Origin of the sequence: Pedobacter sp. JCM 36344, assembly GCF_046546555.1 — a bacterium.
In the GTDB taxonomy this organism is placed as follows: Bacteria; Bacteroidota; Bacteroidia; order Sphingobacteriales; family Sphingobacteriaceae; genus Pedobacter.
Window position 1 is genome coordinate 20,748 of sequence record NZ_JBKHKK010000015.1, and the last position, 15,002, is coordinate 35,749.

A 15,002-nucleotide genomic window follows, 5' to 3' on the forward strand; every position below is an offset into this window, starting at 1 on the left:
TTTGGAGTTAAGGGCTTTTTTATCAAGTAGCGGGGAGCAGGATCGAACTGCCGACCTCAGGGTTATGAATCCTGCGCTCTAACCATCTGAGCTACCCCGCCGGGTATGTTATTTTAAAGAGTTGCAAATATAGAATAAATTACTTTTCTTTAGAAACAAATAGTAAAAAATTAGTCCAGTCATTAAGGTATAAGAGTTAATCAATGTCAGAAAAGAAAAAGTTTACATTGGAGTATGAATTAAGATCATCTCCTCGTATTTTATTTAGTTTTATCAGTGAGCCTAACGGTTTGTCCCAGTGGTTTGCTGATGACGTTGTTTTTAAGGACCAGGTTTACACTTTTACTTGGGACGATGAAATCCAGAAGGCCAAGCTTTTAAGTATCAAAGAAAATCGAATGGTTAAATTCAAATGGCTTGATGATGAGCCACATTGCTATTTCGAAATGGAAATAGTCCAGGATGAATTGACCAATGATGTAGCGCTTTCGATTACCGACTTCGCTACGCCCGAAACTCTAGCTGAGCGAACATTGATATGGGATAATCAAATTACTTATTTACATAGTGTGATTGGTGCCTGATGTTCCCCTGTCTTTTTCTAACTTTGTATCTTGAAAAAGATTCATCTACTTTTACTTAAAGCATTCATAAGACCTTTTATCGTCACTTTTTTTATCGTGATGTTTATTTTGCTGATGCTTTTCCTTTTCAAATATGTAGATGACCTGATAGGTAAGGGATTTGAATGGTATACCATTTTGGAATTGATGTACTATGCGTCGGCATCAAACGTGTCGATGGCGCTTCCCCTTTCCGTATTATTGTCGTCTATTATGACTTTCGGGACGTTGGGAGAGAATTATGAGCTTGTAGCCATTAAATCTGCGGGCGTATCGCTTCAGAAAGCTATGATGCCTCTTTTCTTCTTAATTATTGGTTTGGCAATAGGTTCGTTCTTATTTTCTGATTACATGTTGCCGAAAGCAAATCTTAAGTTTGGCTCCCTTTTGTGGGATATCAGAAACAAGAAACTTTCTTTTTTAATCAAGGAAGGTGTATTCAATAATAGTATTCCCGGCTACTCAATTAGAGTTGATAATAAGAGCTCTGATGGGACATTACATAACGTAATGATCTACGATCACACGAATTCTGCCGGAATTGCGAAGATTATCATTGCAAAGGAAGGTGAAATGTCAAGCAATGATCAATTCCTTTTGTTAAAACTTAAAAATGGTGTGAGTTATGAAGAGTCACAAGGAAGAAATACTTACAACAACCCGAGGCAAGAACTAAGGAGGATCAGGTTTGGTGAAACGGATCAGAAGTTTGATATCTCTAGTTTTAAGATGAATAGAACTGATGAGCAAGATTTTAGAGGTAACACACAGATGTTAAATTTAAAAGGTCTCATCAAGAAACGGGATTCACTTTCAAATGAGCTTGACAGTATTGATAAGTTTGCGGCCACTAGCATTAGTACCTATTACAAGCAATATAATTTTGCAAAGGGATACATGAAAATCAAAGCCCCAACAAGTGTAATTAAGGGAGATATATTATCCCTCATCCCTCCTCAAAATAGAGGGGTGGTTATCCAGAATGCAATGGACTTGGCTACCTCTATCAAACAAACCACAGCGGGTAGAATTGTCGACCATGATGATCGCTCCCGCAACATCATTAAAGTAAAGATGGAATATCAGCGAAAATTTACTTTAGCAGCTTCCTGTTTATTGTTATTCTTCATTGGCGCACCTTTAGGAGCTATTATTAGAAAGGGTGGTCTTGGCCTCCCTGTAGTTATGGCAATTGTTTTCTTTCTTTTGTATCATATAATTGCAACTGTATCTGAGAAATCTGCAACTACGGGATCATTAAACGCCTTTTTTGGAATGTGGTTGTCAATATTTGTCCTATCGCCTTTAGGCGCATTCCTTACTTATAAAGCGACCGTAGACTCTGCTTTATTTGATGTCAATTATTTTAAGCAGTTTTTTGTTAATCTTTTCAGTAAAAAGAAGGTTCATTCGTAAGGTCAGTTAGCAGATAGTATTGATTACTTGGTTGTGATAATTTTAATAGGTAATGTTGAGAGTTAACATCGTAACTTTGTCAATAATAGCGGATGATCATCAACTAAAGTTAATTCTGAATAATTAGACAATGGAAATTAAACTTAATACGGTAGAGGAAGCTATCGCAGATATAAAGGTAGGTAAAGTTATCATTGTAGTAGATGATGAGGATAGAGAGAATGAGGGTGATTTTGTAACAGCAGCAAGAAATGCTACGCCCGAGGTTATCAACTTTATGGCTACTTATGGCCGTGGATTGATTTGTACACCACTTACTGAAGACAGATGTGATGAGCTGGAGTTGCCACTAATGGTTGGTAAAAATACGGCCGTTCACGAGACCAATTTTACAGTATCAGTTGACCTTAGGGGTCATGGCTGTACTACCGGAATCTCCGCATCTGATAGGTCTAAAACGATATTAGCCCTTATCAACCCCGATACAAATCCGTCTGAATTGGGCAGACCTGGTCACATTTTTCCACTTAGATCGAAAGAAGGCGGCGTATTAAGACGTTCTGGGCATACTGAAGCCTCAGTTGATCTTGCAATTTTAGCCGGGATGGAGCCAGCTGGTGTGCTAGTAGAAATTATGAAGGACGATGGTGAAATGGCCAGACTTCCTGATTTAATAAAAATCGCCGCACAGCATCAACTTAAAATTATCTCGATTAAAGATCTTATCACATATAGGTTAGAGAAAGAAACGCTCATTAAAGAAGAAGTTAAAGTGAATTTGCCTACAGAATGGGGTGATTTTACTATGACTGCCTATACTCAGTTGGATACAAACGCTACCCATTTAGCAATCAGTAGAGGAGAATGGGCTGAAGATGAACCGGTACTTACCAGAGTTCATAGTTCTTGCGTAACCGGAGACATATTTGGATCATGTCGCTGTGATTGCGGTCCGCAGCTGCATAAGGCTATGGAGATGATTCACAAAGAGGGTAAGGGAGTAATAGTTTACATGAATCAGGAAGGTCGGGGAATTGGGTTGGTGAATAAGCTTAGGTCTTATAATTTACAAGATGCCGGCTTGGATACTGTTGAGGCCAATATAAAGCTTGGCTTTAAAGGTGATGAGCGGGATTATGGTGTTGGAGCTCAAATTTTGAGAGCACAGGGTGTTACTAAGATGAGACTGATGTCCAACAATCCAACTAAACGCGCTGGCTTAACAGGTTATGGTTTAGAAATTGTAGAAAATATTCCTATTGAGATTGAGAGCAATGTTCACAATGAATACTACTTAAAAACGAAAAGAGATAAAATGGGCCACCAAATCATGAAAGGCTAAAATTACTTTTTTTTAGGATCTTTATTGACTGGTGTAATGCTAGGCACTGTAGAGGAGGAAGGGAGTACAGGAGTATTTGCAGGGTCAGGTTTTTCTTCCTCTTGTTTTTGTTTTTGCGTCTTTTTATACTGTCCTGTAATCTTTCTTAAAAACTCACCAAATGTATCAAATTGCTGTGTATAGATTAATCCCAGGGAGGTAACATTATTGTTTTGACTTATTCCAGTATTGAAAAAGTTGTTCTGCTGAGTAGGGGGTTTGTTGGCAAGCTTTCCAATCAGCGTACCATCTTTCTTAATCAACCCAAGTACCTCAACCTCACCACCCACATTATTTCTGGAGAATCCTATAGGTGAAAGATCATTTGTACTTCTTCTATCCACAATACCCGCATTTAGAATGACACGCTCATTGAAAAACCTGAATGAGGCATTCGCTTCACTTAAAGAGCGGATGTTAATATCTACGAAGTCAAGGTTCAAAGAGGATAACACATTATTAAATTGATTGAACAGAAGTTCTGTAGCAGTACTCGCCACTCCGGAAGTAAGCTGCTTACCCAAGGCCTCTTTTCCTGTTCCGGGAGCAAAGCTTCTTCTTATAATTAAGCTCAATGCCTGTAGATTTCGATTGTTATCATCGTTGAAATACGACTGCATTTCCTCTTTAATTGCCGGATTTGAAGGAAAGAAAATATCCAGTTTAATATCAGGCTTTAAAAGCGATCCTGTTAGGCCCATTTCAACTTCCGTCAATACTCGCTCGTTCGCATTGCTACCCTCGCGGTTCGCCGCAGTATACAAGTCACTTAAACCCGCCCTTAATGAATAGATAGCCTTTAAATTAATTTGTGCCGTAGTTGGATTGCCCGTCCACCGAATCGTTCCGCCTTGTCTAATTTGAAACTTCTTATTAATGATTTCCTGAGCCGTAAAATCGAAACTACCACTCTCAATAATGTAGTCTCCAGACATCTCAAAATCCCCAAGGCTGTTAATATTTAACGCCAGGTTTTTCGAATATCCTCTTCCAGAAAGATTTCCAAGGCTCGTAAATATGTTTGCCGTGCTATTCGCATCAACAACAAGCTTTAAACTCATGGTTAGACCGTCAAAACTAGTTTCTTTTTTGACGGTTTTGGTGGTGTCCTTACTTACAAATGTGATAAAATCTTTGCTAGAAACTGTTTCCGAACTATTTAGAGGAAGATTAAAAACAGTACCCTTTTCAGTTTTTGCATCGATGTCAATAAATATTTTATTTGTAGGACCTTTAAATCTAAAAGTGCCTGTGCTGTAGGCGCGACCAAAATACAATGGATTATCCTTAGCAGTCGTATTCAAGGCCATGAAGCCTTGAGCCTCAACGGTAACATCAATGGTAGGTGTACTCAGCTCATTGAGGTCGACTGAGCCATTGGCTATTGCCTGATGATTTTCTACATCATTTAGCTTAAGGTTTTCGATTTTAATTACGCTATTCTCAACCGTGACCTTATCCGAAATACTATAGGCAGTTTTTAAATAGTTAATTGTCATCTCACCTTTATCAAATGAAATTGACCCATTGATTGCAGGCTTAGAAAATGGGCCGACAACGGCCAAATCTGCCGATATCCTACCTTTTAAATTGGTAACAAGTTTTTTAACAAACGGCTCGAGAATAGCAAGCTCACTTTCGTCTAATTTCACTTTTACATCAATTTCTTTCTTTTCCAGATCAAAGTTACCAGTAATTTTTAGCGTCTCTTTATTTCCTGAAACAATGTTAGTGTAGATGTTAGCCAGGTTTTTAGTTTTGTCGTAAGATGATGTATCCGTTAACGTCCCAATATATATATTATTAAACTGCAGCGAATCGATCTTTAAATTATCACTAACCCTTGGAGATTTCAATACGTTATAAAGCTTTGTTTCTCCATTAGCTTTTCCTGCCAATTTTACTCCCAGTGTTTTTACGAAAGGATTCATAGTCTTCATATCGAAGTTTTTAAAACCAATAGCTAGTAAGTCTGCCGGATCACTGGAAAGAGTTCCATCGATAGTTAGCAACTGATTTCCATTACTTAGTTCATAATTAGTGATTTCTGTTTTTCCGTTTTGGAAACTGATTCTTACTTTTTCCTGAATTTTCCAGTCTTCGCTGTTGATTTTTAGAATGGAGGGAAGAATGCTCACCTTTGCTGTAGTGTCGCTTGCAAATTCAATAAGACCGTTTAAATCTAGCTGGTTAGCATCGTCAGAATTGGATAATTTCACGTTTAACTGTAAACTGTCATTTCTCAGAATGTTTGAAATGTTAACATTCTTTATATATAAACTGTCATTCAAATCTACCCGATCTGATGTTAGCGTCGCCTGCAGTTGATTGGCCGATGTAGTTTCGTCCACAATTATATTGTTTACGATAATACCTTTGTACTTCAATTTTTTAACGAAGCCGTTTAAGGTCGCGATATCATTGGGCGAATCAAAATTCCCTATCAATATTGCTTGATCCTCAATTTCTAATCCTGGTGCGACCAATTCAGCAATAGGTTCGAATTTTTTGATGTTTAAATTTAAAGTGAATATTTGATCACCATACTTCAGATTGTTCGTTTTTAAAGAGGGAATATATTTTTTTGCCAATGCGGTATAATATGGGATGATCGTATTTAAATCATATTGCCCCTTCAGGCTAGCATCCATAATATCAGAATTAATGGTCAGGCTTCTATCTTTCCCGATTCCATTGGCCACCAATTTTACAGAGTCAATGTTATAAATGCCTTTGACATTATCCAATCTTATCTGCTGGATCACTAGGTTTCCTTGGATATTGTTCAAGTTACTTCCTGAAAAATTTGTGCTGAACGTAGCGTCAATTTTCAGAGAATCTTTATAAAGTTTCAGTGCTTTTAGCTTCGCATTCTTAATGGTAGCTTTGAAATTGAATTCTGGTAATTTGGGATTTAGGTTCACTCCTCCATCAAACACAAGTTGGAGATTTTTGTCATTCACTTTTACTGAACCATCGAAATACTTTTTTATGAAAGTTCCGTCAATTTTTACATTTCTATATCGGTAGTTATTGAAGTCGATGTAATCAATGTCTCCGGATAATTTTTCCGATAGCGTATTAATTTCCGTACCACGCCCCTTTACATAGAGCTTCGCAGTAATCTTGCCCAGACTTTTTTCATTAATCAATGGACCAATGCCGAAATCATAAGTTTTCACGTTTCCGGAGTAGGATGGCACACCCTGTTTGTCGATTTTCATATTGACATCAGATACCACGCGTCCAAGTTTCGTCTTGAACTCCCCATAAGCTATAAAGTTATTCTGGAAGCCTGTAAAAGAGCCATTGAAGTTTATATTACCAAACTTCCCAACAACTGCTGGAATCAACTTTGATTTCTTCCCGGATATTGATGTCAATATCTCATCGAGATCTACCTTATTTGTGCCCGCCATTTCAATCTTCAGATCCATAAAGGTTTCCTTAAAATTTGGCAAGCCTTTGACAACAAAGTCTCCCCTGATATAGGTTGCCTTGCCTAGTTTTACCGAAAATTTCTTTGCCTTTAAATTATTAACCAAACCCGACAACTGTCCATCAAGTTCTAAATTCAGGTTAATTTTATTAAGCTGGGAAGTGAAATACGATATATCGCTGGAAACCAGAAAACTATTTTTGAAATTACCTTTCATTCTAACCTTATTCACAAAATCGCGAAAGTCACTAAATCTTTCGAATGTCATTTTGAAATAATCTGCTAGACGACTTTTGTTCGTTACCAGCATGAGTGACTTCAATTCTATTTGGTTTGTATCAATGGTAGCGAAAGAGGTTAGGTTTTTTAAATAAAATCCGCTCTTTTCATGAAAACTAAGATTTTTAATATTCGCCTGCATAAGGTGATCAGAGGTATTAAGTTGCTCAAAAATCCCGTTTAAAGAACTCAGCTGGATATCATCAAAGTTTATCCCTTTAATCAAAGTATCTACTCTTAGATTTTTATATTTAAACCCAATATTATTGAGAATAATCCTGTCGAAAGAAATTTCAAAAGGCTTTTTTTTAGTCTTGATTTTAGGAGAGCCGGAATTTAAATAGTTTATTATAAAGTCGATGTTTGTAGAACGATCTTTGAATGATTTAAGAAAAAAGCTACCATTATTAATTTGAACAGTATTAATGTTTATAATTCGGCGTTTTAAAGAGAATTCATTGATATCTACCATAAACTCTGGTGTCTTTAGTAGCGTATCTTTTTGAAGGTCCAAAACTAGTAGGTCCTCAATTACTAAAGATTTAAATGGTTTAAAATAGATACCGGAAAGAGATACTGTTGTGTTCAATTCTTTAGACAAATAGGCAGCAGCCCTTTTTGCTACGTAGGTCTGAACAGGTTTGAACTGAAGTGAAAATATGACAATTGCCACCAATAATATAACTGATGCAACTACCCAAAGAAGTATTTTTAATAGTTTTTTAATAGTTTTGTAGCTTAATAATATAAAAAGTGTCCATAATACTTGCTATTGAATCTTCCTGTGATGAAACCTCTGTTGCTATTAGTAACAACGGCAAAATTACGGCCAATGTTATTGCTAACCAAACTATTCATCAAAATTATGGAGGCGTCATACCTGAGCTTGCCTCCAGGGTTCATCAACAAAATATTGTTCCTGTAATTCAACAGGCTTTATTAGATGCTAAAGTTAACAAAAAGGAAGTTAATGCAGTAGCATTCACACGCGGCCCGGGGCTATTGGGATCTCTTTTAGTAGGTGTTTCTTTCGCTAAGGCGTTCGCACTTGCGTTAAATTTGCCCCTCATCGCTGTTAACCATATGCACGCTCACATTCTGGCTCATTTCATTGATGATCCAAAGCCGACTTTTCCTTTTTTGTGTCTTACGGTTTCAGGTGGACATACACAAATTGTATTGGTTAAAAGTTATTCAGTAATGGAAATAGTTGGAGAGACACTCGACGATGCTGCCGGCGAAGCTTTTGATAAAACAGCTAAAATACTAAGTCTGCCTTATCCTGGTGGACCAATGGTCGACCAACATGCTAAGTTAGGAAATCCTTTGGCTTACAAATTTGCAATTCCTCAGATAAAGGACTATAACTACAGTTTTAGTGGTTTTAAGACTTCTGTTTTATATTTTATAAGAGCAAAGGAAAAGCAGAACTCTAACTTTATCGCCGAAAATTTAGACGACATTTGTGCATCTGTACAGCATAGTATCGTAAATATTCTACTAGCAAAACTAAATAAGGCTGCAAAAGAATTAGGAATATCAGAGATTGCAATTGCAGGTGGAGTTTCTGCAAATTCAGGGTTGCGTGCAGGTTTACAAAAAATGGCGATACAAGAAGACTGGCGTATTTATATTCCAGCTTTTGAATATTGTACAGACAATGCTGCAATGATTGCAATGGCTGCGCATTACAAGTATATTGATCAAGACTTTGTTCAACAAGATGTTGCACCTTTGTCGAGAATGGAATTTTAACCTAATTATAATAGTTATGAGCGTAATGAGTTTTGTGTTTTTCGGTTTGATGTTGGTTCCGCTAGTTGTATTCTTAATTTGGGTCATCAGAAAGGATAGGAACAGAAGTTACCTCGGCCTGGCTGTGTTGGTATTTATGGCTGTTGTAGCTATTTATACAATCGTCAAATTCGACAGTAATTTTTTGAAGACAAATCCAACGCTGAATGGCAAATCGCAAACACCTAGTTATAGATAACTAATCAAAAACTTTTAGACATAAAAAAGGGGCAAGTCCGTTTGGCTTGCCCCTTTTTTATGTATTCTTTAAGCTACTTTTCTAGTTTTTCTCCTGTTACCTCGGCTCTAATTTTAGCTTCGATTTCTTCAGATAATTCAGGGTTATCCATAAGTAATTGCTTAACAGCATCACGACCTTGTCCTAGTTTCGTGTCACCATAAGAGAACCATGAACCTGCTTTTTTGATAATATTAAAATCAACACCTAGATCAATGATCTCACCGGTTTTAGAAATACCCTCTCCGAACATGATATCGAATTCGGCTATACGGAAGGGAGGGGCAACTTTATTTTTAACGATTTTAACTTTCACCCGGTTGCCTGCAACCTCATCAGAATCTTTAATTTGTGAAGTTCTTCTGATATCCAAACGAACTGAAGCATAAAACTTCAGGGCATTACCTCCAGTTGTAGTTTCTGGATTTCCAAACATAACACCGATCTTCTCGCGTAACTGGTTAATGAAAATACAGCAGCAACCTGTTTTCGCAATTGTACCTGTTAATTTCCGGAGTGCCTGAGACATTAAACGCGCATGTAAACCCATTTTAGAATCACCCATCTCACCTTCAATCTCCGCCTTAGGCACCAAGGCTGCAACAGAGTCAATTACAATAACATCTATAGCTCCAGACCTGATCAGGTTGTCAGCGATCTCTAAAGCCTGCTCACCGTTATCTGGCTGTGCAATCAATAAGTTGTCAACATCAACTCCTAGCTTTTTAGCATAACCTTTATCAAAAGCGTGTTCTGCATCAATAAATGCAGCGATACCACCCTTTTTCTGGGCTTCAGCTATAATATGGGTTGCCAGGGTGGTTTTACCAGATGATTCCGGACCGTATATTTCAATTACACGGCCTTTTGGCACACCGCCAATACCTAATGCGATGTCAAGACTGATAGATCCTGTAGAAATTGATTCGATCGGCTCAACAGCATTATCACCCAATTTCATAACAGCTCCCTTACCATATGATTTTTCCAACTTATCAAGTGTAAGTTGCAATGCTTTTAACTTATCTGCGCTTGCGCTCATATTATTTGATCTATCTATTTTAAATGTTGTGCTAACTATATTAGCAAATATACGTTATATTTCACATTAACAAAATAATTCTTAAAATATATATTTATTATTAGCTAATAACACTAAATATATTAGTTATTTTATATGCTTTCTGGTAGTACTTGCAAAAGCTTGTGATTTCACAAATGCTACACTTCGGCGATCTCGCCACACAAACATACCTTCCATGTAATATCAGCCAATGATGCGCTATATGGATAGTTTCTTCCGGTAAGTTTTTAACCAGTTCCTTTTCTACAGCCAGGGGTGTTTTCCCAGTCGTAAGACCAATCCTATTCGCAACTCTAAATACATGAGTATCTACTGCCATAGCAGGGGCATTATATATCACAGAAGCAATTACATTCGCTGTTTTTCGCCCTACGCCCGGCATCTTTTGCAATTCGTTGATATCAGAAGGAACTTGATTATTGAATGTCTCCACAAGCATCTTTGCCATCCCCACTAAGTGCTTAGCTTTATTATTGGGATAGCTTACACTTCGAATGTAATCATATACAAGGTCCGGTGTGACTTCAGAAAGGGCCTTTGCATTCGGAAAGCGTTGAAATAAAGATGGGGTTACCTGATTGATTCGTTTATCGGTGCACTGAGCTGAAAGTATTACTGCTACAAGCAGCTGGTAGGGATTATCGTAATGCAATTCAGTTTCAGCATCTGGTTGACGCGTTGCAAAATGGTTAACGAAAAGCTTATAGCGTTCTTTTTTGAGCATCAGCAAACTTATATAAAATGTTTGTAACCAAAAAAAGGTCAGTCAAAACAAGCCTAATGGCAACCATTTTTAACTGACCTTTAAGTTTTTTTAAGTAATTACTTTTTCTTGGAATAGGCTAAAATCTTCGAGATTGTCTCTTCGGAAGGATTTCTAATTAAAGCATCAAGTTGAGGCTTTAATGTTTGGTAGAAGGCCAAATCAGATCTCTCTATAGCAGATTCCATCATTGATCTTTCGTAATTTAATTGATTGGTTGAAGTAGAGGTTTTTATCATAAGCAATAATTGTATATAATTTTTATAATACAACGCTATCAGTTATGATTTATTTTATACTTAAAATAATTTTTTAACAATTATTCCAAGGATTAAGAAACTTCTTTTACTTTCATCATTTTTCTCAAATTACTTAAGGCATACCTCATTCTCCCCAGCGCTGTATTGATGCTAACACCTGTCAGATCAGCAATTTCTTTAAAACTAAGATCTGCATAGTGTCTCATAATCAGCACCTCTTTTTGATCTTCGGGCAGTAGCCTGATCATAGCTCTCAAATCCATGTGCGTTTGTTCACGTAGAATTCTATCCTCCGCACTCTCTTCAAGAAATTGTAGTGTATTAAACACATCTGTGCCATCCGCGCTTGTGATTACAGGCGCACGTTTTTCGCGTCTAAAATAGTCAATTACCAAATTATGAGCAATACGCATTACCCAAGGTAAAAATTTACCCTCCTCATTGTATTTGCCAGACCTGAGCGTGTTGATTACTTTAATGAACGTCTCTTGAAATATATCTTCAGCTAAGTACTGGTCTTTTACCAATAAATATATGGAGGTATAAATCTTTGACTTGTGTCTGCGTAAAAGTTCTTCCAAAACCGACTCTTCGCCGCTGAGGTATAATTTTATCAGATCCTGATCGTTATAATGTTGTAATTTCATAGGAGTCTTCTTACTAAATTCCCTTGCTGTTTGCTAAAAAAATACTTAGTAGATGTTTGATTCGATATCGATTTCTCCTATTAAAGTTTGGTATGCTGAATTGATTAAACAGTTATTAATTCAAAAGAACCACTTTTTTATCATATTCCAATACAAAAATGTTAATTAATATTAATTCCTGCATGGTGGCATCATTTTAGCCTGCCCTTTCAAATCTCCATATCCATATTTTGGGGTATATTTGCAGTCTTCTATCGTAAAATTAATGAGTAAAGAAATAGAGAAAGATCCTCACAAACATATAATTATTAAAGGTGCAAGGGTTCACAACCTTAAAAACATCGACGTTGCCATCCCCAAAAACAAACTGGTTGTTATTACAGGAATGTCTGGCTCAGGCAAGTCTTCCTTAGCTTTTGATACCCTGTATGCAGAAGGTCAGAGAAGATATGTGGAAAGTCTTTCATCTTACGCCAGACAATTTATGGGCAGGATGAATAAGCCTGATGTTGACTACATCAAGGGGATTGCACCCGCTATTGCCATTGAGCAAAAAGTTATTACCTCCAATCCAAGATCTACGGTGGGTACTTCGACAGAGGTTTATGATTACCTCAAATTGCTTTTTTCCAGAATAGGCAAAACTTACTCACCTATTTCAGGAAACGTTGTCAAGCGAGACACTGTAACCAATGTAGTCGATTATATTCTTGGCCTTGGAACAGATAACACAGCTACAATTTACTGCCCATTATTCCCCCACAATAACAGATCCATCAAAGAAGAGCTCGCTGTCTTGCTACAGAAAGGTTTTCTTAGAATTTCCTATCAGGATAAGATTCAAAAGATAGAAGCCATTCTCGAGGATGAATCATTTGCCGACTTCGAACTGCAGGATGAGTTTACTGTTAAAATTCTCATCGATCGCATCGTTGTCAACGGCGATGAAGAAACATTAAGTCGCACTGCCGATTCCGTTCAGACTGCTTTTTTTGAAGGTAAAGGAGATTGTTATGTAGAATTCGAAGGTCAACTCAAACACTTCTGTGACCGTTTTGAACTCGATGAGATTCGTTTCGAAGACCCAACTCCAAACTTTTTTAGTTTTAATAATCCATATGGTGCCTGCAAGCGTTGCGAAGGTTATGGCAACGTGATTGGAATAGATGAAGATCTGGTAATTCCAGATAAAAGTAAAAGTGTGTTTGATAATGCCATTGCTCCCTGGCGAGGGGAAAAGATGAGAGAATGGTTGAACAAATTCATTAAAGTATCCTCTAAATTCGATTTCCCAATTCACAGACCATTTTCTGAACTTACAGAAGAACAACAAAGATTAATCTGGACTGGCAATAAGCACTTCAATGGCCTGGATGCTTTCTTTAAAGAACTTGAAGAACAGACCTACAAGATCCAGTACAGAGTAATGTTATCCCGCTATCGCGGTAAAACCATATGTCCGGATTGCAAAGGCTCCCGCTTACGTAAAGACGCTTCCTACGTTAAGATTAATAATAAGTCCATTATTGACATTGTGCTCATGCCACTCTCAACTATACTAGACTTTTTTGACAATCTTGAACTCACAACTTCAGATCAAAAGATCGCCAAACGTTTGCTGGCTGAGATTGCCACAAGAGTACTTTTTCTCAATAACGTAGGTCTGGGCTATCTAACTCTTAACCGGTTATCAAATACCCTTTCAGGCGGTGAGTCCCAAAGGATCAACCTTGCTACTTCACTGGGAAGTAGTTTGGTAGGCTCCATATACGTGCTTGATGAGCCGAGTATTGGTCTTCATCCAAGAGATACCAATAAACTTATTGAAGTGCTGATTTCTCTGAGAAACGTTGGCAACACCGTTCTGGTAGTTGAACACGAAGAGGAGATGATGCGGGCTGCCGATCATATCATCGACATTGGACCAGAGGCCGGTACCCATGGGGGTAACCTTGTATTCAGCGGTACCTACGATCAGATCATTAAGGATAAGCATAGCTTAACAGGTAAATATCTTTCAGGTAAAGAGCAAATCCCGGTTCCTGGAAGACGCAGGGCATGGAATGACCATATTCTAATTAAGGGTGCGCGCGAAAATAATCTTAAGAACATTGACGTAAAGTTCCCACTAGGAGTTTTTACTGTGGTAAGTGGTGTATCCGGTTCCGGAAAAACCAGCCTAATTAAAAAGATTCTATACCCAGCCCTTCAAAAGGCTATTGGCAATTACTCGGGAGAACAAACGGGAGCTTACGACGGCATTTTCGGCAATTACGACTTGGTGAGTCAGGTGGAGATGGTTGATCAAAATCCGATCGGGAGGTCTTCCAGATCAAATCCCGTAACCTATGTAAAAGCTTGGGACGATGTAAGGACATTGTTTTCGGCCTTGCCCGCAGCTAAGGCTTCCGGATTAAAACCAGCAGCATTCTCTTTCAACGTTGAGGGCGGTCGCTGTGATGTTTGTCAGGGCGAAGGCGAAGTTAAAATCGAGATGCAGTTCATGGCTGATATCTATTTACCATGCGAAACTTGTGGAGGAAGAAGATTCAAGCAACAAGTCCTTGAAGTCACTTATCAGGATAAAAACGTAGCCGATATTCTTGACCTCACTATCGAGGAAGCAGTTAAGTTCTTTAAGAATGAGCCTAAGATTCTCCACAAACTCCAGCCACTGGTTGACGTAGGTCTGGGATACGTTCACCTTGGTCAGTCTTCGAATACCTTATCTGGTGGTGAAGCACAGCGAATCAAACTTGCATCCTTCCTAATTAAAGGAAATAATGCCAATAAGACGGTATTTATTTTCGATGAGCCCACTACCGGACTTCACTTTCATGACATCAAAAAGCTGCTGATCGCGCTAAATACCCTTATTGAACAAGGTAACACCATTCTGGTTATTGAACACAACATGGACATGATTAAATCTGCAGATTGGATTATTGACATCGGTCCGGATGGTGGTGACAAAGGGGGTAGTGTAGTTTTTGAGGGCTTACCAGAGGATTTGATAAAAGTAAAAGCTTCTTACACGGCCAAGTATTTGAAAGCACATTTGAAATAATTGTATCTTCG

Annotated in this window: 11 protein-coding genes and 1 tRNA gene; 6 read left to right on the plus strand and 6 right to left on the minus strand. The window is 37.9% G+C overall.

Going from position 1 to position 15,002, the window contains the following annotated elements; genetic code table 11:
* Nucleotides 1-27 precede the first annotated feature (27 nt).
* Nucleotides 28-101 (minus strand) — tRNA-Met (locus tag ACHFIZ_RS14235).
* A 102-nt stretch (nt 102-203) separates the two neighbouring features.
* On the opposite strand from ACHFIZ_RS14235, the gene ACHFIZ_RS14240 reads away from it, so the two are divergent.
* From ACHFIZ_RS14240 to ACHFIZ_RS14250, 3 genes are all read left to right on the plus strand, one after another.
* Nucleotides 204-584: an START-like domain-containing protein gene (locus ACHFIZ_RS14240; RefSeq protein ID WP_410886982.1), complete on the plus strand. Its 381-nt coding sequence runs from the start codon at nt 204-206 to the stop codon at nt 582-584.
* Nucleotides 585-614: 30 nt separating this feature from the next.
* A complete protein-coding gene (locus tag ACHFIZ_RS14245; protein WP_410886984.1) occupies nt 615-2,039 on the plus strand; it encodes an LptF/LptG family permease in 1,425 nt (474 codons plus the stop codon).
* A 130-nt stretch (nt 2,040-2,169) separates the two neighbouring features.
* Entirely contained in the window at nt 2,170-3,381 is a 1,212-nt protein-coding gene (locus ACHFIZ_RS14250) for a bifunctional 3,4-dihydroxy-2-butanone-4-phosphate synthase/GTP cyclohydrolase II (protein ID WP_410886986.1), read from the plus strand.
* Between the two features lie 2 nt (nt 3,382-3,383).
* On the opposite strand, the gene ACHFIZ_RS14255 is transcribed toward ACHFIZ_RS14250, so the two are convergent.
* Nucleotides 3,384-7,811: a translocation/assembly module TamB domain-containing protein gene (locus ACHFIZ_RS14255; RefSeq protein WP_410886988.1), complete on the minus strand. Its 4,428-nt coding sequence runs from the start codon at nt 7,809-7,811 to the stop codon at nt 3,384-3,386.
* Nucleotides 7,812-7,891: 80 nt separating this feature from the next.
* Between ACHFIZ_RS14255 and tsaD the strand changes: the two genes are divergently transcribed.
* Together tsaD and ACHFIZ_RS14265 are read left to right on the plus strand one after the other, a co-directional pair.
* The gene (tsaD, locus tag ACHFIZ_RS14260) at nt 7,892-8,893 is read left to right on the plus strand and encodes a tRNA (adenosine(37)-N6)-threonylcarbamoyltransferase complex transferase subunit TsaD (RefSeq protein ID WP_410886990.1); all 1,002 of its coding nucleotides are present in this window, start codon (nt 7,892-7,894) and stop codon (nt 8,891-8,893) included.
* Nucleotides 8,894-8,909: 16 nt separating this feature from the next.
* Complete coding sequence (locus ACHFIZ_RS14265) at nt 8,910-9,131, plus strand: hypothetical protein (protein WP_410886992.1); 222 nt, start codon at nt 8,910-8,912, stop codon at nt 9,129-9,131.
* Nucleotides 9,132-9,204: 73 nt separating this feature from the next.
* Here ACHFIZ_RS14265 and recA read toward each other — a convergent pair whose 3' ends face one another.
* From recA to ACHFIZ_RS14285, 4 genes are all read right to left on the minus strand, one after another.
* Nucleotides 9,205-10,212 (minus strand): recombinase RecA, encoded by a 1,008-nt coding sequence (recA, locus tag ACHFIZ_RS14270; protein ID WP_410886994.1) that lies wholly within the window; start codon nt 10,210-10,212, stop codon nt 9,205-9,207.
* Between the two features lie 100 nt (nt 10,213-10,312).
* Complete coding sequence (gene nth, locus ACHFIZ_RS14275) at nt 10,313-10,978, minus strand: endonuclease III (protein WP_410886996.1); 666 nt, start codon at nt 10,976-10,978, stop codon at nt 10,313-10,315.
* A 98-nt stretch (nt 10,979-11,076) separates the two neighbouring features.
* Nucleotides 11,077-11,256, minus strand: a complete 180-nt coding sequence (locus ACHFIZ_RS14280) for a hypothetical protein (protein ID WP_410886998.1) — start codon at nt 11,254-11,256, stop codon at nt 11,077-11,079.
* A gap of 92 nt (nt 11,257-11,348) precedes the next feature.
* Complete coding sequence (locus tag ACHFIZ_RS14285) at nt 11,349-11,924, minus strand: RNA polymerase sigma factor (protein WP_410887000.1); 576 nt, start codon at nt 11,922-11,924, stop codon at nt 11,349-11,351.
* 265 nt (nt 11,925-12,189) lie between these two features.
* Here ACHFIZ_RS14285 and uvrA point away from each other — a divergent pair, with 265 nt between their 5' ends.
* On the plus strand, nt 12,190-14,991 hold the full coding sequence (gene uvrA, locus ACHFIZ_RS14290; RefSeq protein WP_410887002.1) for an excinuclease ABC subunit UvrA: 2,802 nt from the start codon (nt 12,190-12,192) through the stop codon (nt 14,989-14,991).
* The last annotated feature ends 11 nt before the right edge of the window (nt 14,992-15,002 follow it).

What these genes read in the sequence shown, in the direction of transcription:
- ACHFIZ_RS14265 (WP_410886992.1), top strand. Translation starts at nt 8,910, where the DNA reads ATGAGCGTAATGAGTTTTGTGTTTTTCGGTTTGATGTTGGTTCCGCTA.
- ACHFIZ_RS14250 (WP_410886986.1), top strand. Translation starts at nt 2,170, where the DNA reads ATGGAAATTAAACTTAATACGGTAGAGGAAGCTATCGCAGATATAAAG.
- nth (WP_410886996.1), bottom strand. Translation starts at nt 10,978, where the DNA reads ATGCTCAAAAAAGAACGCTATAAGCTTTTCGTTAACCATTTTGCAACG.
- ACHFIZ_RS14285 (WP_410887000.1), bottom strand. Translation starts at nt 11,924, where the DNA reads ATGAAATTACAACATTATAACGATCAGGATCTGATAAAATTATACCTC.
- uvrA (WP_410887002.1), top strand. Translation starts at nt 12,190, where the DNA reads ATGAGTAAAGAAATAGAGAAAGATCCTCACAAACATATAATTATTAAA.
- ACHFIZ_RS14280 (WP_410886998.1), bottom strand. Translation starts at nt 11,256, where the DNA reads ATGATAAAAACCTCTACTTCAACCAATCAATTAAATTACGAAAGATCA.
- recA (WP_410886994.1), bottom strand. Translation starts at nt 10,212, where the DNA reads ATGAGCGCAAGCGCAGATAAGTTAAAAGCATTGCAACTTACACTTGAT.
- ACHFIZ_RS14240 (WP_410886982.1), top strand. Translation starts at nt 204, where the DNA reads ATGTCAGAAAAGAAAAAGTTTACATTGGAGTATGAATTAAGATCATCT.